The sequence below is a fragment of the Rhodopila globiformis genome (genome assembly GCF_002937115.1).
GTDB lineage: Bacteria > Pseudomonadota > Alphaproteobacteria > Acetobacterales > Acetobacteraceae > Rhodopila > Rhodopila globiformis.
The window spans coordinates 39,745-57,111 of sequence record NZ_NHRY01000257.1; the positions used below are offsets into that span (position 1 = coordinate 39,745).

Sequence of the window (17,367 nt, forward strand, 5' to 3'; positions counted from 1 at the left end):
GCCTCGGCCGCGCTGAGGGGAAAGCACGCCCAAACGTCGCCGTCGGGGCAGCGAAGCGATTCGTTGGAACGACTACCTTGTTCGGCCCGAAGACTACCGGATCGCAGTCGCGCCGATGGACGCGGAACAGCGGCGTCCCCACCGCCACATGGTCAATTGGCAGCGTCCTGGCAGCCAGACCGGCGGCATCGGCGCGTGCGGCCAGATGAGCCGCGCGGTGGTGACGATGTCAGGCAAATCCATCGCCGTGCTGTATGCGAAGTACCCGAGCGAGCGCGTCGGTCCAGCCTTCGCTGCGAAGTATGGCGAGCGGCGTCCTGCCGTTCAATGCGTCATCCGGCGACAGGAGCAGATCCAGCACCACCCACGGGTTGGCGACCTTCGTCTCCCACAGGAAGCGCGGCAAATCGGCGACGACATCGTGCCGAGCCTCGTCGAACTGGCATCGAGGATACTAAGAAGGCGGTCAAACGCCTACCATTTCACCAAGCCAGACCATTGAACTTCCTATAAAAAGTGGCATGGTTGGGTGGCCGCGTGGCGAGGGATTGACCGGTTCCTTAGTAATGCCAGTCCCCGCCCTGCCGCAGGCCGAGCAATCCGTTCGACCGCCGGCGCTTGTCCACGGCCTGCCGGCTTATTGCGAGCAGCCGGGCCACCACGGACGCGTTCGGCGTGCCGCCGGCCGCTTGAAGCAAGTCCAGGCGGTGCCCGGCGTTGCGGGCGATAAGTGGCGCGAGCGGTTCCACGGCAGACTGCATTTCGCTATGGGACAGCGGATTTGGCATACAGAGCCTGTTTGACTGAGTTCCTCTTGCGGAAGCGGCCGATGATTTGAACGCCGGCGGCATGGATAGGCTATGTCTGCGTTTCGGCTGGTTGAGGGCCATTGGCAGCGGGCGTGCGGGTGGATCGTCCTGGAATGTAACCACAGAGGAAAACTGAGGGTCGCGGAGGGCCACAGGGAAGATGTTCGGGCGCTACGGGCGAAGCGCATGACAACCGGCACCGCCGCACCATGAATCGCCCGGCATCGCCGCACGGGTGGACCGGCGACGCTACCCGCCACGACGCCAACACCCGCACCAGCCTGCGCGACATCCCCCTGACGCTCCGCGGCCCTCCAAGGGCCTCAGTCATTCTCTGTGCGAACAGAAATACGCCATCAACCACGCTGTCCCAACCGGGGGCACACCATCCCCGACCACGGCCAAGCCGGACCAGGAAGCCCACGCCTCAATCCTTCACGCATGCCTCCCGGCACCAGTTTCCACCCAGACAGCAACCGCTCCAGACCTCAACGCCCAATGCAATCAAACAGATGGGGTGGACGGCCCCAAGGGCTCTCAACGCGATGCTTCCTGCACGAACGTGGCAGGTTGACAATCGGGATGCCGCGAAAAGGATTGAGGACGAGCAAATCGGAATCGCCGGTTAAAATGGAATCGGCATGACCGTTCACCGCGAGTTCCAGGAATTTGTCGTTAGTGGAATCGCGACAAGCTGCAATTCTCTCGGCAATCGTGACCAGTTCCGCCTTCGTCATCAGTTGCCTGAACCATTCAGAGGTTGCCGGTGCGATCAATGGCACCAGGTTATGGTCGCGCGATGACAGCGAGAAGCTGTGCCTCCGTCGCGGCTGATTTGAGCACGACACCGCGTTGCGCCGCCAAACGCAATGCGACGGCGGGAAGGGACTTGTCTTTAAAGCGCGGCGCTGACGAAGACGTTGGTATCGACAACAACTCTCATGCAATCCTTGGCTCGACTTCGTGTTGAGCCTGCTTGATGAGCCTGTCGATGTCAGCATCCGACAAACCGGCGGCGACAACTTTCGTGCGGGATTCGCGGCGACCGGGGATCAACTCACCTTCCGGCTCTATCGTCAGAGTTACCCGTTCGTCGGAACTGATCCCGCGACGTTGCAGCTCAGCCGCGATCTCTCCGGCGGTAACTTCGATGACGCTCGGTGCCGATGCCATAGTCTGTCCTCTCTGTCGGTAGCAGGGCCGAAGCTGCACCATGTTTGCGTGATAGCAGGGAGCGATGTCCTTGTTCAAACATCTGCCGCCGTGGAAATCCCCCGTGTTTTGTCGCCCGCGATATTCTCCGTCATCAGTGCATTGGTATACAGCGTCACCGCCTCCCACCCGCACCGCCTCGGCCTCAGCGGCAACCGCCCGCCGGATCATTCCGCCGCCGCTTCCTCCAGGTCCTCCACCGCCGCCGCCGCCAGCCCCATCGCCTGTGCCAGCCGTTCCAGCCGCCTGATCACCGCCTCGCCGGCGAACACGCCGCTGTTCGGCCGCAGGTGCAGCGCCAGCTTGCCGTCCTCGACCCGCAGCCAGGTGCCGGCCAGCAGGTTCCGCGTGCCGGCGGACAGCGTATAGGCCAGCCCCAGCGCCAGCCCCAGCAACTCGGCGCGGCCCGCGCTCTCCAGGTCCAGCAGCAGGCGCGCCGGCCGCAGGAACGCGGCGTCCGGGCCTGCGTCGTAGCGCCCGGCCACGCCCAGCGCCAGGAACGCCCGCGACGGATGGTCCAGCCCCAGCCCGGGCTGGCGCAGCACCCGCAGGAAGGCCTGCTCGGCGCGGAACTCGGGATGGTCGTGGCTGCCGATGTCCGACATCCAGCACATCGCCTCGCGCAGCTTGGTGATGGCCGGCCGCTCGCCGCGGAACAGTGGCCGGGTCCATTCGATCAGCGCCGGCGGCAGCTCCGGGTCGCGGCCGTGCCGTGCCGCCAGTTCCCATGCCGCGCTGTGCAGCGGCTCCTGCTCGCGGATCGCCGCCGGCATCCGGCGCATGAACCAGCCCTCGCGCAGGCCCGAGGCGCTGAACACCACCCGCCGCGCGCTGGTCCGCCGCAGCAGCCGGCGCAGCACCATCCCGGCGAACGGCAGGTCGTCGATCCGCCGGCGCGGCGCCCCCGGCAGCCGCTCCAGCGTCCGGCGCGGCGCCGTCGCCAGCATGTCGGCCAGCGTCCGCGCGTCCTCCCGGGCGACGGTGTAGTGGTGCACCATGGCCAGCGGGTAGTTGGCCTGGAGCATCTGGATGCGCGCCAGCGCCCGGAACGCGCCGCCGACGAGATAAAGATCGCTGCCCGACGCCTGCGCCAGCCACGGCACCGAATCCAGGTCCGCATCAGCCAGCGCCCGCGCCCGCGCCATGTCGCCGCCCGAGCGCTCGGCCAGCCGGATCACCCCCAGCGGCAGCGTCTGCGACTCGCCGCGCCGCCCGTCGGCCAGCCGGATCACCTCCAGCGAGCCGCCGCCGATATCCGCCAGCACGCCCTCGGCATCCGGGATGCCGCACAGCATGCCGTCGGCCGAATACGCCGCCTCCTCCTCGCCCGACAGAATCCGGATCGCCACGCCCGGCATGCGCTCCTGCAAGGCCGCGACGAAGGCCGGCCCGTTGGAGGCGTCGCGCACCGCGGCGGTGGCCAGCACCTCGAACGGATGCGCCCCCATGGCGCGGGCGACGGCGTGGTAGCGGTGCATCACCGTCAGCGCCAGCGCCATGCCCTCTTCGTTCAGCTTCCCGGTCGCCTGCAAGCCCCGCCCCAGCCGCAGCACCGCCTTTTCATTGAAGATCGGCAGAGGATTGCGCGTATGCCCCTCATAGACCACCAATCGAACCGAATTGGACCCGAGGTCCACGACACCACACCGGGGCAGCCTGGGAGGGGATGCGAAGGGCATGCTCTAATCCTGGTTGACGCGGTCCTGCTTGCCGATCCCGGCCACCCCCGCCGAGCCGATGCCGGCCACCGGCGACGGCACCCCGGCGACCAGCGGCGTCACCGCCGGCCCGTGCAGCGCGGAGCCGCGGCCGGACAGGGATGGATTGGTCATGAACCAGTCATGCGCCGACATCGGCTTGTTCCCGGGCGCGACCCGCGTCCAGGTGCCGTCGGCATGCAGCTCCCACGACTGCAGCGAGTCCTTCAGGTTGATCACCATGATCTGGTCCAGCACCTGCGCGTGCACCGTGGGATTATGGATTGGTACCAGAGTTTCTACCCGCCAGTCCATATTCCGTTCCATCCAGTCCGCCGAGCTGATGAAGACCTTGGCGTGGCGGCTGGGCAGCAGGTGGCCGTTGCCAAAGGCGATGACGCGGCCGTGCTCAAGGAACCGCCCGACGATCGACTTGATGCGGATGGTGTCCGACAGGCCGGGCACACCGGGGCGCAGGCAGCAGATGCCGCGAATCACCCCCATCACCCGCACCCCGGCGTTCGAGGCGCGGTACAGCGCGTCGATCAGCGCCATGTCGGTCAGGCTGTTCATCTTCAGCCAGATCGCCGCCGGCTTGCCCGCCTTGGCGAAGGCGATCTCCTGCTCGATCAGGTCCAGCAGCATGGCGCGGGTGGTCAGCGGGCTGAACCCCAGTTCCTCCATGGCCTCAGGCTTGGCATAGCCGGTCATGAAGTTGAACAGCCGCGCCGAGTCGCGGGTCAGCGCCGGATCGACGGTGAAGAAGCTCAGGTCGGTATAGATCCGTGCTGTGATCGGGTGGTAGTTGCCGGAGCCGAAATGCGCGTAGGAGCGGATCGCCCCCGCCTCGCGCCGCACCACAAGCGACAGCTTGGCGTGCGTCTTCAGGCCGGTGAAGCCGAACACCACCTGCACGCCAGCGGCCTCCATGCGGCGCGCCAGGCGGATGTTCGCTTCCTCGTCGAAGCGGGCACGCAGCTCCACCATGGCGGTGACCGACTTGCCGGCCTCGGCCGCCTCGATCAGCGCCTTGACGATGGTGGAGTCGCGGCTGGTGCGGTACAGCGTCTGCTTGATCGCGATCACCGCCGGGTCCTGCGCCGCCTGGCGCAGGAACTGCACCACCACGTCGAAGCTCTCGTACGGGTGGTGGACGATGATGTCCTTGGCGCGGATCGCCGCGAAGCAGTCGCCGCCGAAATCGCGGATGCGCTCGGGGAAGCGCGGCGTGTAGGGCGGGAACAGCAGGTCCGGGCGGTCGTCGACGATCAGCTGGCTCAGGTCGGTCAGCCCGAGCAGGCGCTGGTCGTCGTGGATCTCGTCCGGCAGCGCGTCCAGCTCGTCGATCACCAGGGCGCGCAACTCCTCGGGCATCTGCTCGCTGATCTCGACGTGGATGGCGACGCCGCGGCGGCGGCGCTTCAGCGCGGTCTCGTAGGAGCGGACAAGGTCCTCGGCCTCTTCCTCGAATTCCACGTCGGTGTCGCGAATCAGCCGGAACATGCCGCTGCCCACCAGGCGGAAGCCGGGGAACACGCGGTTCAGGAACAGCACCGCCAGATCTTCCAGCAGCATGAAGCGGATGCGCCCGGCCGGGTCGGTGTTGGGCAGGCGGATGAAGCGCTCGATCTGGCTGGGCAGCGGCAGCAGGCCGCGCATGCCCTGCCCGTCCTCCTCCCGCACCAGCAGCAGCGCCAGCACCAGGCCCATGTTCGGGATGAACGGGAACGGGTGCGCCGGGTCGATCGCCAGTGGCGTGACCACCGGGAAGACCCGCTCCATGAACCAGGCCTGCAGCCAGGCCTTGTCGGCCTCGTTCAGGCGGTCCGGGTTGCAAAGCTCCAGCCCCGCCTCGCGCAGCAGCACCAGCAGTTCCCGCAGGATGCGCTGCTGGTCCGCCAGCAGGCTCTCGGCGCGCACCTTGATCTCGGCCAGTTGCTGCCCCGGCGTGCGTCCGTCGGCCGAGGCATGCGCCGCGCCGGCCTTGACCTGGCCAATCAGCGCGGCGACACGCACCGAGTAGAACTCATCCAGGTTGGAGGCGCTGATCGACAGGAAGCGCAGCCGCTCCAGCAGCGGATGGCGGGTGTTCTCCGCCTCCTCCAGGACGCGATGGTTGAAGTCGAGCCAGGACAGTTCCCGGTTGATGAACCGCTCGGGGCTGTCCGGCGCCACCAGCCGATCGGGCACCTTGTCGGTGGCCGAGGCGACCAGCTTGGGGGTGAAGGCGGCGGCCAGCGGCGTCTTGTCCGCGCGCGGCTTCGGCGCCCGGCCGGACCTGGCCCGCGCAGGCCCGGATCCCGAGCTGGTGGCCAGTTCCGTGACTTCACCTTTCGGTGGCATGGATCGTGTCCTTCACTTCTATCGAGTGACGAGCTTACAGGAATCCGGCTGGCCGCGACGAGGGGCTTGATCCGGCCGCCGCCATATCGTCGGCGAAATCCTCCATGTCCAGCATCTTTGCCGCAAACGCGCGGGTGATCGGCTGCTGGCGGACCATGCTCTCCCGGTCCAGCCGCGCCACCGCCTCACGCAATGCCCCGGGCGCCCGCGGCAGCCGCAGCAGCAGCCAGTCCTGCACCGCCTCCCCCACCGTCAACTGCCGATCGGCTACCATGCGCATGAGCAGGGAGCGGAGCAGGAAATCGGAGGGGGGCAGGATCTCCACCGCGGTGATGGCGCGCAGCCGGCTGGACAGGTCGGGCAGGCGCACCGGCCAGCGCGCCGGCGGGGTGCGGCCGGACAGCAGCAGCAACAGGCCCCGGTCGCGGGCGGTGTTCAGCAGGTGCAGCAAGGTGTGCTCGTCGGCGACGGTGTCGGCGTCGTCCAGCGCCAGCCCGCCCGACTGCGGCACGGCGTCCAGGCCGCGCAGCGTCTGGCCCTGCAGCAGCGGGAAGCCGGAGTCCCGCGCCCAGACATGCAGCAGATGTGACTTGCCGCGGCCGCCGTCGCCCCACAGCGCCAGCCGCCGGTCGGGCCAGTCCTGCGGGCGTTCGAGCCAGGCCAGCGCGTCCTGGTTGGAGCTGTCGGGCACGAAATCGAGCGCGGCGTAGCCCGGCTCGTGCGGGAACGGCAGCGTCAGTTGCAGGCGCCGGTATGGCATCAGGCGGCCGGCGGGTCGAGGTAGAGCGGGCTGTTGAGGTAGCGGCGCAGCCAGAAGCGGGCCAGCGCGCCGATGGTCGCCGCCACCGGCACCGCCAGCATCACGCCCAGGAAGCCGAACGCCGCGGCGCCGGCGAACAGGGCGAAAATCACCCACACCGCCGGCAACTCCACCCGGTCGCCCAGGAAACGGGGATAGATCACGTAGCCTTCCAGCGTCTGGCCGACGATCAGCACGCCGATGACAACGACCACGCCGCGCCAGTGCGGGAATTGCGCCAGCGCCAGGCCAATGGACGTCACCGCGCCGGTGATCGAGCCGACATAGGGGATGAATGACAGCAGCCCAGCGGCCAGCCCGACCAGCAGCCCGAGGTCGAGGCCAGCAATGGTCAGGCCGGCGGCATAATACACCGCCAGGATCAGGCAGCACAGCGCCTGGCCGCGCACCCAGGCCGACAGCACGCGATCGACCGCCCGCGCCTGCGCGCGGATGACGTCGCGGTAGCGGTACGGCAGCCAGGAATCGATCAACCCCAGGATCGTCGGCCAGTCGCGCAGCAGGTAGAAGCCGACGACCGGCGTCACCACCGCCAGCGACAGCAGGTTGAAGATGGCGAAGCCGCTGGTGACCAGGCCGGTCACGGTCGAGAGCAGGATGCTCAGCATCGACCCCGCCTGGCCGCTGACCAGGTCGCGGATCTTGTCGTTGACCACGTCGGTGCCGAAGTTCTCCTGCAGGTGCGTCAGCACCTCGCGCGCCCAGCCCTGCAGCAGCGTTGCATACTGCGGTATTCGGCCAATCAGCAGGCCGATCTGGACGATGACCAGCGGGTAGAGCAGCAGGGCGAACAGCAGGACGCCGGCCAGCACGGCCAGGATCATCAGCAGCGCCGCGCCGCCGCGCGGCAGGCCGAGCCGGGTCAGCGCGGTTGTCGGCGGATCGAGCGCATAGGCCATCACCGCGGCGGCGACGAACGGCGCCAGGACCGAGGCGAACAGCTGCAGGCCCAGCCAGAACACCACCAGCAGGCTGACGATGGCGATGATGCGCTGCGTGCGGGTGGGCGGGCCGTAGCGCGGCCGCGGGATGGCGGGAGGCGGCGGCTCCGGCTCCGCGATTATCTCCTGCTGGTCCGCTGCCACGCGATCACCCTCCCCGGGCGGTATTCCAGACATAGGCTGCGCCGGAGGCCAGCGTGGTCAGCGTGACGCCCCAGATCAGCACGGTGGTCAGCCAGGGCAGGCCGACGCCGTATCCCCCCTGGAGCAGGCTGGCCGCCACCAGCATGAGCTGGGCCAAGGTATTGACCTTGGATATATACAACGGTCTGATGACAATCGCATGTCCCATGACGGACAGGATGACGACACCGCCAACGATGACGACGTCGCGGAACACCACCAGGATGGCCACCCAGGCGGGCAGGATGTCGACCGCGGCCAGGGTGACGTACATCGTGACCAGCAGCGCCTTGTCGGCCACCGGGTCCATCATCGCGCCTATGGCATTGCCGCCATAGCGGCGCGCCAGCCAGCCATCCAGCGCATCCGATGCGCCGGCCACCATGAACAGGATGAAGGCCTGGTCGATGCGGTGGTCGATGATCATCCAGAACGCCAGCGGCACGGCGCAGAGGCGGCCGAACGTGATGATGTTGGGCAGGTTCACGATGGACGCCGTGCCGGCTTGCGTCACATCCTGGCTCAGCGTCGGGCCATCAGGCATGCGGTTCAGTTCCCATTCGTCGTCTTTGTCGCAATGCGGTCATCCCGTAATTGCTTTTCACCGGCCGCCCATGGTTTGTGTCACCCAATCTCCACCCCGCGGCACAGGATATAGAGGTTTGCCATGACCAGAGCGGATCACCAAGATGCGCGTAACGGACCGCGTGCCGCCGGGCTGAACTATCGCGACGCGGGCGTCGACATCGACGCCGGCGACGCCCTGGTGGACATGATCAAGCCGTTGACGAAGGCCACGAAGCGGCCGGGGGTCATGGGGTCCCTTGGCGGTTTCGGTGCTCTATTTGATCTGAAAGCGGCCGGGTTCAAGGACCCGGTGCTGGTCTCCACCACCGATGGCGTCGGCACCAAGCTGAAGGTGGCGGTGGAAACCAACCTGCACGACACCGTCGGCATCGACCTGGTGGCGATGTGCGTCAACGACCTGGTGGTGCAGGGCGCCGAGCCGCTGTTCTTCCTGGACTATTTCGCCAGCGGCCGGCTGTCCGTGCCGCAGGCGCATGCGGTGATCGCCGGCATCGCCAGCGGCTGCCGCGAGGCCGGCTGCGCCCTGGTGGGCGGCGAGACGGCGGAAATGCCGGGGATGTATGCGGAAAGCGACTACGACCTGGCCGGCTTCGCCGTCGGCGCGGCCGAGCGTAACGCGCTGCTGCCGCAGGGCGTGGCGGTGGGCGACGCCGTGCTCGGGTTGGCGAGTTCCGGCGTGCATTCCAACGGCTACTCCCTGGTGCGGCGGATCGTCTCTGGCGCCGGGGTGGCCTGGGGCGACCCGGCGCCGTTCTCGTCGCGTGAGACGCTGGGCGAGGCGCTGATGACGCCGACGCGGATCTATGTGCAGCCGGTTCTGGCGCTGCACCGCGCCGGGCTGCTGAAGGCGGCGGCGCACATCACCGGCGGCGGGCTGCCCGGCAACCTGCCGCGGGTCCTGCCGCACGGCACGGTGGCGGCGCTGGATGTCACCTGGCCGGTGCCGCCGGTGTTCCCCTGGCTGGCCGAGGCCGGCGGGGTGCCGGCCGAGGAGATGCTGCGCGTGTTCAACTGCGGCATCGGCATGGCGCTGGTGGTTTCCGACCCCGACGCGGCAACCCGCCTGCTGGAGGAACAGGGCGAGCGGGTCATGCGCATCGGCACGATCGAGGCCGGCAGCGGCGAGCCGGGCGTGCGCATCGGCGAGACCGCCGGCTGGCTGGCATGAAGCGCCGCACCGCCATCCTGATCAGCGGCCGCGGCTCCAACATGGAGGCGCTGGTCGCGGCGGCGCGCGACCCGGGGTTTCCGGCGGAGATCTGCCTGGTGCTGTCCAACCGGCCGGAGGCGGGTGGTCTGGACACCGCCCGCGCCGCCGGCATCCGGGCCGAGGCGATCGACCATCGGGCATACGGCCGCGACCGCGCGACGCACGAGGCGGCGATCGACGCGGCGCTGCGATCGGCCGACATCGAGATCGTCTGCCTCGCCGGCTACATGCGGCTGCTGACGCCGTTCCTGGTGGGCGCCTGGCAGGGCCGGATGCTGAACATCCACCCCAGCCTGCTGCCCTGCTTCCCCGGGCTGCATACCCATGCCCGCGCGCTGGAGGCCGGGGTGAAGCTGCACGGCTGCACTGTCCACCTGGTGACTTCGGAGATGGACGCCGGGCCGATCCTGGCGCAGGCGGCGGTGCCGGTGCTGGCGGGGGATACCGAAGACGACCTGGCGGAGCGGGTGCTACGGCAGGAACACCTGGTCTATCCGGCGGCCCTGGCGGCGGTGGCGGCCGGCTTGCCGGCGGCCGCGCCGGAGCCGGCGGCGGCGCTGGCGAATCCGTTGGGGTGGCGGGCGCGTTGAGCGCTGGCGACTGATGCCAGGCGGCGTAGAGTTCTGGCCGCCGGGCGCCGGTGCCTCATCGTCATGGCCGGGACGGGCCCTACAGGATGCACAAATCTCGGAAACAAACGCAAAATCAGGCGATTGTCTGGGGCCTGGTGCGAAGCCTCTGCAATCCCACATGATGTTCCCGGACAGATACTGGGATGCCGCTTGTCCACAGCGAACCGGAAGAATTGGCTCAGCGCGATGAGGTGCCGCTTCGCTGTCTTCTCCTTGATCCTCGGCAAATTGCCTGCCTCCGCCCGCGCAATGATGTTTGGTAGCGGCGTCTCCTTGTCCTTCGGTGACCGACCATAAACGGCCGGGAGTTTCCCCATGGTGTCCAGGAAATCGGTCACGTCGCCCCTGTGATACGCGTTCACCGGCTTGTCGCCGCGCGCCTCCAGGAAATGGCGCAACGTTCCGCGTTCCTGGTTCATATCATGGTGGCTGATCTTGTCCTTCGTCTCCCGGTGCTGGAAAAATGGTTCGATCAACTGAGAGGCCAGTGGCGCTGGCGGCAGTTTCGGCGTTTGCTGTTCGACATCGGCTCTCACTTGAGCCAGTGCGGAGACGGCCGATTGCAGGCTTGCTGCCATCCTTGGCCCTCTCCCCCTCTTGTCGCGCCGCGGCCATGTGTCCGTGAGCGCGGTCAATGAGCGGCATAAGCGCGGCCACACGGTCTGACATGGCTTTGGTCCGGGCCGCCATTTCCCGCTGATGGCGGATCTCGGTGCTGAGCATGCGGTACTCGTGTAGTCGTTGTTGCAGAGCCTGCTGTTCCTCAGTCAGTGCAGCAATCTGCTGCACTTCGGCATCTGCACGCAGCCGTAGGTCCAAAGTCTGCTTTGCTGTATCGGCGAGGTTATCGTTAGATTGAATTGTTGTCGGTAGGCTAATGATTTTTTCAGCCACGGCGAAAGTCCTTTCGACTGCGGCATATAGCAGACCGGCCTTGGCACGCTCTATGGTTGCTGACGATCTGCCGAGGGACGCCCAGAGTTCTGTCTGGCCGATGAAGGGGCGAAGACGCGCCGGAACGGCGCGGCGGAAGTGGAATGTGGAACCCTGACGGGTCAGCATTGGGGCACCATTGGAGAAGCCCGCTGGAGAGTTACTCCAGAAGGCGGTGGTGCCCGACGAAAAAGTTAGACAAATCAACGCGGTGGCTGGGGGACCTGGATTCGAACCAAGGATGCCCGGGTCAGAGCCGGGAGTTTTACCGCTAAACTATCCCCCATCGGGATGCCATCTTGGGCGCGGGCGGGCGCAATAGCACGCTCGCCCGCAGCCCGCAACAGGGTCCGTGCATTTATCCGAGGGCATCCATCTCCCGCCGCAACGGCGCGACCCGCGGACTCTCGACCTTGCCGAACAGCACCTCACGCGACGTCAGCTGCCGCCCATAATATTCCGAGTCCTGGTTCGGCTCCGCCCGGATGATCGATCCGTCCACCGTCAGCCCGCCGTACAGGCCGGTCGAGGACGACCATACCACGACATCGGGCAGCGATGCGCCGCCGATGGCGCCTTCAATCCCGGACCCAAGGGTCGCCACCGAGATCCCCGCCTGGGCACCGATCTTGAACTCGTCCCGCAGGACGCCGTTCATGCCCTTCTGGGTCATGATCAGCAGGATCACTTCCGACTGCTCCAGCCCCACCTGCAATCCGAAGGATGCGGCGCCCAGGGCATAGAAGGCGGGTGCGCTCCAGCGCCCGTCATGCTGCACCATCATCACGCCGTTGCCGCCCTCGCCGCCGACGAAGAAGCCACCCTTCAGCAGCTTGGGAACGATCAGGACCGCCCTCGCCTGGCGGATCAGCCGCTTGGCATTGCCGAATTCCTTGTCGTGGCGCAAATCGGCCAGCACCTTGCGGGCGCCGTCCACCGTGACCTGCTGGCTCGTCTGGGCGCCTGCCACCGGCGCGCCAAGCGCCGCCGCGCCCAGCAATGCGGCGCCGCCCAGAAACTGCTTCCGTGTGATCATCATCGGTCCCTTCCTGTCGAACGGCAATGCAGCAACAGCGGAGGGGATATCTTCACGGACGTATCGCGGTTGTAGCGAGCGGCGATAACGACCGCGCGAAGGCCGTGCATCGCGCAGCCGGTGTAACCGAAAAACCATCATCGAGGTGCCCGAAAGCCTCAGGTTTCCGGAAACCCCGCGCCGGCTTGGCAGGTGGCGCGCCAAACTTGGGGGGAGCGGGGTCCGCCGGAAGACGAGCCTCTCAGCCGCCGCCGGCTGCCTCGATATCCGCGGCCGACAATCCCCAGGCCTCCAGGGCTTCCCGCGCCGGCACCGAGCCGGGGGGGCGCGGCGGCGCGGACTGCGTCACGCTGAAGCGCGGCGCCGGCGCGGGCTGGCGGATGCCGTCGACATCGATGAACGCCGATCGCGCCTGGTTGTGCGGATGCGTGTGCGCCTCCGCCATGGACAGCACCGGCGCGAAGCAGGCGTCGGTGCCTTCCAGGATGCGGCACCAGTCGTCGCGGGTGCGGGTGCGGAACCGCTCGGCCAGCAGATCCTTCCAGCGCGGCCACCCCTCCGGGTCGCGCTGGGGCGGCATCGTCGCCGGGTCGATCTCCAGGATCCGCAGCAGTTCGGCGTGGAATTTCGCCTCGATCGGCGCAATCGAGATGTACTGTCCATCGGCGCACTCATACACTTCGTAATAGTAGGCGCCAGAATCGAGCTGGTTGTGGCCGCGCGGCCCCTTCATCCGCCCGGCCGCCTTCATCCCGTAGATCGGCGTCATCAGCGACAGCGCGCCATCGACCATCGCCGCATCCACCACCTGCCCGACGCCCGTGGCGCGGGCCGAGACGATCGCCGCGAGCAGCCCGGTCACCAGGTACATCGCGCCGCCGCCGTAGTCGCCGACAAGGTTCAGCGGCGGCGTCGGCTTCTGGCCCGCGCGGCCGATGGCGTGCAGCGCGCCGGTTAGGGCGATGTAGTTCATGTCGTGCCCGGCCGCCTGGGCCAGCGGCCCTTCCTGCCCCCAGCCGGTCACCCGCCCGAAGGCCAGCTTCGGATTGCGGCGCAGGCAGACATCCGGGCCGAGCCCCAGGCGCTCCATCACCCCCGGACGGAAGCCCTCGATCAATCCGTCGGCGCCGTCGATCAGCCGCAGCACCAGGGCAATCGCCTCGGGCTTCTTCAGGTCCAGCTTCAGGACCGCCCGGTTCCGCTTGGTGAAATCGAACTGATCGGCCATCGGCACACCCAGGTCCGTGGCCGCGACGCGATCGATGCGGATCACCGTCGCCCCCATGTCCGCCAGCAGCATGGCCGCCAGCGGCGCCGGGCCGATGCCGGCGAACTCGACGATTTTAACCCCTGCCAAAGGACCCATGGCCGGCTTCCTTCCCCTTGTTCTTTCAAGACGAAAGTAAACGCCAACCCGGCCCCCTGGCGCAACCGAGGCGCGTGCCGCGGTTGCGCCAGAGCAGGCTCAGCTCCGCTGGATCAGCTCGATCTTGTAGCCGTCGGGATCCTCGACGAAGGCGATGATCGTAGTGCCGAACTTCACCGGCCCGGGCTCGCGGGTCACCTTGGCGCCGAAGCTGCGCAGCTTCTCGGTGGTGGCGGCCACATCCGGCACCCCGACGGCCAGGTGGCCGAACGCCGTGCCCTGGTCGTACTCCTTGACGCCGTAGTTATAGGTCAGTTCGATGACGGCATTGCTGTCCTCGTCGCCGTAGCCGACGAAAGCCAGGGTGTACTTGCCATCCGGCACGTCACGGCGGCGGAGTTCCTTCATCCCGAACCCCTTGGTGTAGAAATCGACGCTGCGCTGCAGGTCGCCGACGCGCAGCATGGTGTGCAGGAACCGGCTCATCGGATGCTCCTCCTCTGGATCAGGTCGCGGGATCGAGGCCAATCATGAACAGGCCCGCCGCGTCCGCCGCGGCCACGCAGGCCGCGCGGTCTGCCAGAATGGTGCACTGCGCCTCGAACGCAAGCCCCCTCAGCCCCGCTGCCGCGGCATGGCGCACCGTGTCGGGACCGATGGTCGGCAGGTCCGCCCGCCGGTCCTGGCCCGGCTTGACCACTTTCACCAACACGCCGCCAATGCCGTCGCGCCGCAGCGTCCCGGCGCGGGCGAGCATCGCGTCGGTGCCTTCGATGGCCTCGACCGCCAGCACAAGCCCCTGCTGCACCACGCATCCCTGCCCGACATCCACCGCGCCCAGGGCGCGGGCGACCGCGCGCCCCCGCTCGATATCCGCCATCGCCTGGGCGTCCGGCCGCACGCGGGTCAGCACCCCGGCCGGCGCCAGGACCTCGCGGAGCACGTCGTGGGCACCGATGACCGTGAACCCCTCTTCGGCGAAGATCCTGATGACGGCCGCCAGCAACCCGTCGTCGCCGGCGAAGGCGGCGCGGCCGATGCGGGCGAGGATCCGCGCCCCTTCCGCATCCGGCCGCAAATCGAGCAACGACGGCCGGCGGACCGCGCCGATCATCACGATGTCCTGGCAGCCATGCTCGCGCAGGGCGGCGAAGATACGGCCGGCCTTGCCGATGCGCTGGATTTCGTGCGGCCATGGCGCGAGGACTGCGGGGTTCGCGAACCCCTCCAGCCCCAGGATGAAGACAAAGCGGCCGGCGGCCACGGCCGCGGCCGCGACCCGGGCCGGCAAAGTGCCGCCGCCGGCGATGATCCCCAGCCTGCGTGGCATTTCTGCCTGATTTTTCATTGCGAAATGCGCCGCCACGACTCTTTCCTTGCAACCCACATGGGTTTTTCCGCATACATCATAGGCCACAATTTCACGCTACCGTGATATACCCAATACAGAGATTGCCCTGCCCATGGTTGACGACGATTTGCCCGAAGCGGCGCGGCATGCAACAGCGGCCAACGTCCTCCAGTGCCTGAACATGCTGGCCGAGGAGACAGTCAACCTGAACCTGCCCCGCACCATGGTGGCCCTGCGCAAGGCGATCCGCGCCTGCCAGGCCGAGCAGACCCGTCCGGTCCCCGCGCTGCGCCCCCGACGCCACCTGATCCTGCATTAACGATCGTGGCGACAAAGATGTGTCCGGCGCACAGCTTTGCTGCATAAGCGAAGGTTGCGTCGCGACACAGCACGCCATAATTTTAGCCTTAATTAGCGTCCTGGCCGGGCACGCGGTGTCCGCTGGCGGCGCAGTCCAATCTCGTACTCAGCACAAGGACTCCGCGCATGAGCGCTTCGGCCAAAGGATCTGTTACAATCACGCTGGACGGCTCGAACAAGTCGACCAGGCTGCCGTTGCTGTCGGGCACCGTGGGTCCGGACGTTTTCGACATCCGCAAGATGTACGCCGATCTGGGCGTGTTCACCTATGATCCTGGCTATGGTGCGACCGCGTCCTGCGACAGTTCGATCACCTATATCGACGGCGACGCCGGCATCCTGCTGTATCGTGGCTACCCGATCGAGCAGCTTGCCGAGCAGTCCCGCTTCCTGGAAGTCTGCTACCTGCTGCTGAACGGGGACCTGCCCACCGCCTCGGAATACCGCAATTTCGAACTCGGCGTCATGCGGCACAACATGCTGCACGAACAGATCCGCACCTTCTACAACGGCTTCCGCCGCGACGCGCACCCGATGGCGGTGATGTGCGGCGTGGTTGGCGCGCTGTCGGCGTTCTATCACGACAACCTGGACGTCCGCGACACCGAGAGCCGGCGGATCGCCGCCTTCCGGCTGATCGCCAAGGTGCCGACGATCGCCGCCTGGGCGCACAAGTATTCGGCCGGGCAGCCCTTCGTGTACCCGCGCAACGACCTGACCTACGCGGAAAACTTCCTGTACATGTTCCACGCGGTCCCGACCGAGGAGTACAAGATCAATCCGGTGCTGTCGAAGGCGATGGACCTGATCCTGATCCTGCACGCGGACCATGAGCAGAACGCCTCCACCAGCACCGTCCGGCTGGCGGGCTCGACGGGCGCCAATCCGTTCGCCTGCATCGCCGCCGGCATCGCCAGCCTGTGGGGCCCGGCGCACGGCGGCGCCAACGAGGCCGTGCTGAAGATGCTGGCCGAGATCGGTCACACCCGGAACATCAAGGCGTTCCTGGACGACGTGAAGGACAAGGACAACCAGACCAAGCTGATGGGCTTCGGCCACCGGGTGTACAAGAACTACGACCCGCGGGCGAAGATCATCCAGAAGGCCTGCCACGACGTGCTGGCCGAACTCGGGATCAAGGACGATCCGCTGCTCGACCTGGCGATGGAGCTGGAAAAGATCGCGCTGAGCGACCCCTACTTCGTCGACCGCAAGCTGTATCCGAACGTCGATTTCTACTCCGGCATCATCCTCAAGGCGATGGGCTTCCCGACCAGCATGTTCACGGCGCTGTTCGCTGTGGCCCGCACCGTCGGCTGGGTCAGCCAGTGGACGGAGATGATGGAGGACCCGCAGCAGCGCATCGGCCGTCCGAGGCAGCTCTACACGGGCGCCCCGCGGCGGGACTACGTGCCGGTCTCACAACGCGGATAGGATCTACCGGACTGGGATGCATCGACCGGCGGCCGTCAGGGCCGCCGGTTTCTTTTTGCGCCGCCGCCCATGTCGTTGCCGAAGGCCAATTTCGCTGGCCGAAATCTGTTATATTTCTCAAAAATAATAGATGTGATTTCGCACCAACTTAACAGCCAGTCTTAACCTCCGCTTTCAACTGATTGACTCAATTTGTAGAAATATCAACGTTTTAGCCAAAGTCTCAAATCTGATCCTCGTTGAGAGCATCCCCGCCCAGCCTCCCGTCTGTCGATCTAATCGGAAATTTTAGTAAATATCCCCCGGCAGAGCCGGGGGCTTTATGGTGTTGGCCGCTCAAAGCGGCCGGGCGGGTCGCTGACGCGGCCCGTTGAGTGTGAGCCGCTCAAAGCGGCAAGCGGGACCGCTAACGCGGTCCCGGGTTCAGTTGGCCACTAAAGTGGCCGGTTCAG

General features: G+C 67.1%; 18 protein-coding genes and 1 tRNA gene. 5 read left to right on the forward strand and 14 right to left on the reverse strand.

Annotated elements, in window-relative coordinates; translation table 11 throughout:
- Positions 1 to 115: 115 nt before the first annotated feature.
- Positions 116 to 502: a hypothetical protein gene (locus CCS01_RS27350; RefSeq protein ID WP_146101993.1), complete on the forward strand. Its 387-nt coding sequence runs from the start codon at positions 116 to 118 to the stop codon at positions 500 to 502.
- Positions 503 to 560: 58 nt separating this feature from the next.
- On the opposite strand, the gene CCS01_RS27355 is transcribed toward CCS01_RS27350, so the two are convergent.
- The 8 genes from CCS01_RS27355 to CCS01_RS27385 all read right to left on the reverse strand — a co-directional run bounded on the left by CCS01_RS27355 (position 561) and on the right by CCS01_RS27385 (position 8,549).
- Positions 561 to 788 (reverse strand): hypothetical protein, encoded by a 228-nt coding sequence (locus CCS01_RS27355; RefSeq protein WP_104521939.1) that lies wholly within the window; start codon positions 786 to 788, stop codon positions 561 to 563.
- A gap of 509 nt (positions 789 to 1,297) precedes the next feature.
- The gene (locus tag CCS01_RS35790) at positions 1,298 to 1,810 is read right to left on the reverse strand and encodes a putative toxin-antitoxin system toxin component, PIN family (RefSeq protein WP_104521940.1); all 513 of its coding nucleotides are present in this window, start codon (positions 1,808 to 1,810) and stop codon (positions 1,298 to 1,300) included.
- Positions 1,749 to 1,982, reverse strand: coding sequence for a hypothetical protein (locus tag CCS01_RS34000; protein WP_158258637.1), 234 nt, complete (start codon positions 1,980 to 1,982; stop codon positions 1,749 to 1,751). The genes CCS01_RS35790 and CCS01_RS34000 overlap by 62 nt, the downstream gene beginning before the upstream one ends.
- Before the next feature lie 206 nt (positions 1,983 to 2,188).
- The gene (locus CCS01_RS27365) at positions 2,189 to 3,700 is read right to left on the reverse strand and encodes a Ppx/GppA family phosphatase (RefSeq protein ID WP_104521941.1); all 1,512 of its coding nucleotides are present in this window, start codon (positions 3,698 to 3,700) and stop codon (positions 2,189 to 2,191) included.
- A 3-nt stretch (positions 3,701 to 3,703) separates the two neighbouring features.
- Positions 3,704 to 6,061, reverse strand: a complete 2,358-nt coding sequence (locus tag CCS01_RS27370) for an RNA degradosome polyphosphate kinase (protein WP_104521942.1) — start codon at positions 6,059 to 6,061, stop codon at positions 3,704 to 3,706.
- A 34-nt stretch (positions 6,062 to 6,095) separates the two neighbouring features.
- Positions 6,096 to 6,821: a P-loop NTPase family protein gene (locus CCS01_RS27375; protein WP_104521943.1), complete on the reverse strand. Its 726-nt coding sequence runs from the start codon at positions 6,819 to 6,821 to the stop codon at positions 6,096 to 6,098.
- Entirely contained in the window at positions 6,821 to 7,966 is a 1,146-nt protein-coding gene (locus tag CCS01_RS27380; RefSeq protein ID WP_239992416.1) for an AI-2E family transporter, read from the reverse strand. Before CCS01_RS27380 ends, CCS01_RS27375 begins: the two co-directional genes overlap by 1 nt.
- A 4-nt stretch (positions 7,967 to 7,970) precedes the next feature.
- A complete protein-coding gene (locus CCS01_RS27385) occupies positions 7,971 to 8,549 on the reverse strand; it encodes a CDP-alcohol phosphatidyltransferase family protein (RefSeq protein WP_239992417.1) in 579 nt (192 codons plus the stop codon).
- Positions 8,550 to 8,672: 123 nt separating this feature from the next.
- Here CCS01_RS27385 and purM point away from each other — a divergent pair, with 123 nt between their 5' ends.
- Both purM and purN read left to right on the forward strand, forming a co-directional pair.
- Positions 8,673 to 9,761, forward strand: coding sequence for a phosphoribosylformylglycinamidine cyclo-ligase (gene purM, locus CCS01_RS27390; RefSeq protein WP_104521945.1), 1,089 nt, complete (start codon positions 8,673 to 8,675; stop codon positions 9,759 to 9,761).
- Positions 9,758 to 10,393, forward strand: a complete 636-nt coding sequence (gene purN / locus CCS01_RS27395; RefSeq protein ID WP_104521946.1) for a phosphoribosylglycinamide formyltransferase — start codon at positions 9,758 to 9,760, stop codon at positions 10,391 to 10,393. Before purM ends, purN begins: the two co-directional genes overlap by 4 nt.
- 462 nt (positions 10,394 to 10,855) lie before the next feature.
- Here purN and CCS01_RS33255 read toward each other — a convergent pair whose 3' ends face one another.
- The 6 genes from CCS01_RS33255 to CCS01_RS27420 form a co-directional block, all read right to left on the reverse strand.
- The gene (locus CCS01_RS33255; RefSeq protein ID WP_146101994.1) at positions 10,856 to 11,497 is read right to left on the reverse strand and encodes a DUF6538 domain-containing protein; all 642 of its coding nucleotides are present in this window, start codon (positions 11,495 to 11,497) and stop codon (positions 10,856 to 10,858) included.
- Positions 11,498 to 11,580: 83 nt separating this feature from the next.
- Positions 11,581 to 11,654, reverse strand: a tRNA-Gln gene (locus CCS01_RS27400).
- Between the two features lie 72 nt (positions 11,655 to 11,726).
- On the reverse strand, positions 11,727 to 12,407 hold the full coding sequence (locus CCS01_RS27405) for a lipid-binding SYLF domain-containing protein (RefSeq protein WP_158258638.1): 681 nt from the start codon (positions 12,405 to 12,407) through the stop codon (positions 11,727 to 11,729).
- Between the two features lie 238 nt (positions 12,408 to 12,645).
- Positions 12,646 to 13,770 carry a CaiB/BaiF CoA transferase family protein gene (locus CCS01_RS27410; protein ID WP_104521948.1) on the reverse strand — a complete coding sequence of 375 codons (1,125 nt, stop codon included), beginning with the start codon at positions 13,768 to 13,770 and terminating at the stop codon, positions 12,646 to 12,648.
- A 99-nt stretch (positions 13,771 to 13,869) separates the two neighbouring features.
- A complete protein-coding gene (gene gloA / locus CCS01_RS27415; RefSeq protein ID WP_104521949.1) occupies positions 13,870 to 14,256 on the reverse strand; it encodes a lactoylglutathione lyase in 387 nt (128 codons plus the stop codon).
- A gap of 19 nt (positions 14,257 to 14,275) precedes the next feature.
- A complete protein-coding gene (locus tag CCS01_RS27420) occupies positions 14,276 to 15,100 on the reverse strand; it encodes an LpxI family protein (RefSeq protein ID WP_104521955.1) in 825 nt (274 codons plus the stop codon).
- 133 nt (positions 15,101 to 15,233) lie between these two features.
- On the opposite strand from CCS01_RS27420, the gene CCS01_RS27425 reads away from it, so the two are divergent.
- Both CCS01_RS27425 and gltA read left to right on the forward strand, forming a co-directional pair.
- Positions 15,234 to 15,440: a hypothetical protein gene (locus tag CCS01_RS27425; protein WP_104521950.1), complete on the forward strand. Its 207-nt coding sequence runs from the start codon at positions 15,234 to 15,236 to the stop codon at positions 15,438 to 15,440.
- Between the two features lie 167 nt (positions 15,441 to 15,607).
- Positions 15,608 to 16,915, forward strand: a complete 1,308-nt coding sequence (gene gltA, locus CCS01_RS27430; RefSeq protein WP_104521951.1) for a citrate synthase — start codon at positions 15,608 to 15,610, stop codon at positions 16,913 to 16,915.
- Positions 16,916 to 17,367: the final 452 nt, after the last annotated feature.

Excerpts from the sequence above, each read along its gene's own strand:
- CCS01_RS27350 (WP_146101993.1), top strand. The coding sequence starts at position 116 with ATGGACGCGGAACAGCGGCGTCCCCACCGCCACATGGTCAATTGGCAG.
- CCS01_RS27355 (WP_104521939.1), bottom strand. The coding sequence starts at position 788 with ATGCCAAATCCGCTGTCCCATAGCGAAATGCAGTCTGCCGTGGAACCG.
- CCS01_RS35790 (WP_104521940.1), bottom strand. The coding sequence starts at position 1,810 with ATGCTGACATCGACAGGCTCATCAAGCAGGCTCAACACGAAGTCGAGC.
- CCS01_RS34000 (WP_158258637.1), bottom strand. The coding sequence starts at position 1,982 with ATGGCATCGGCACCGAGCGTCATCGAAGTTACCGCCGGAGAGATCGCG.
- CCS01_RS27365 (WP_104521941.1), bottom strand. The coding sequence starts at position 3,700 with ATGCCCTTCGCATCCCCTCCCAGGCTGCCCCGGTGTGGTGTCGTGGAC.
- CCS01_RS27370 (WP_104521942.1), bottom strand. The coding sequence starts at position 6,061 with ATGCCACCGAAAGGTGAAGTCACGGAACTGGCCACCAGCTCGGGATCC.
- CCS01_RS27375 (WP_104521943.1), bottom strand. The coding sequence starts at position 6,821 with ATGCCATACCGGCGCCTGCAACTGACGCTGCCGTTCCCGCACGAGCCG.
- CCS01_RS27385 (WP_239992417.1), bottom strand. The coding sequence starts at position 8,549 with ATGCCTGATGGCCCGACGCTGAGCCAGGATGTGACGCAAGCCGGCACG.
- purM (WP_104521945.1), top strand. The coding sequence starts at position 8,673 with ATGACCAGAGCGGATCACCAAGATGCGCGTAACGGACCGCGTGCCGCC.
- purN (WP_104521946.1), top strand. The coding sequence starts at position 9,758 with ATGAAGCGCCGCACCGCCATCCTGATCAGCGGCCGCGGCTCCAACATG.
- CCS01_RS33255 (WP_146101994.1), bottom strand. The coding sequence starts at position 11,497 with ATGCTGACCCGTCAGGGTTCCACATTCCACTTCCGCCGCGCCGTTCCG.
- CCS01_RS27405 (WP_158258638.1), bottom strand. The coding sequence starts at position 12,407 with ATGATGATCACACGGAAGCAGTTTCTGGGCGGCGCCGCATTGCTGGGC.
- CCS01_RS27410 (WP_104521948.1), bottom strand. The coding sequence starts at position 13,770 with ATGGGTCCTTTGGCAGGGGTTAAAATCGTCGAGTTCGCCGGCATCGGC.
- gloA (WP_104521949.1), bottom strand. The coding sequence starts at position 14,256 with ATGAGCCGGTTCCTGCACACCATGCTGCGCGTCGGCGACCTGCAGCGC.
- CCS01_RS27420 (WP_104521955.1), bottom strand. The coding sequence starts at position 15,100 with ATGCCACGCAGGCTGGGGATCATCGCCGGCGGCGGCACTTTGCCGGCC.
- CCS01_RS27425 (WP_104521950.1), top strand. The coding sequence starts at position 15,234 with ATGGTTGACGACGATTTGCCCGAAGCGGCGCGGCATGCAACAGCGGCC.
- gltA (WP_104521951.1), top strand. The coding sequence starts at position 15,608 with ATGAGCGCTTCGGCCAAAGGATCTGTTACAATCACGCTGGACGGCTCG.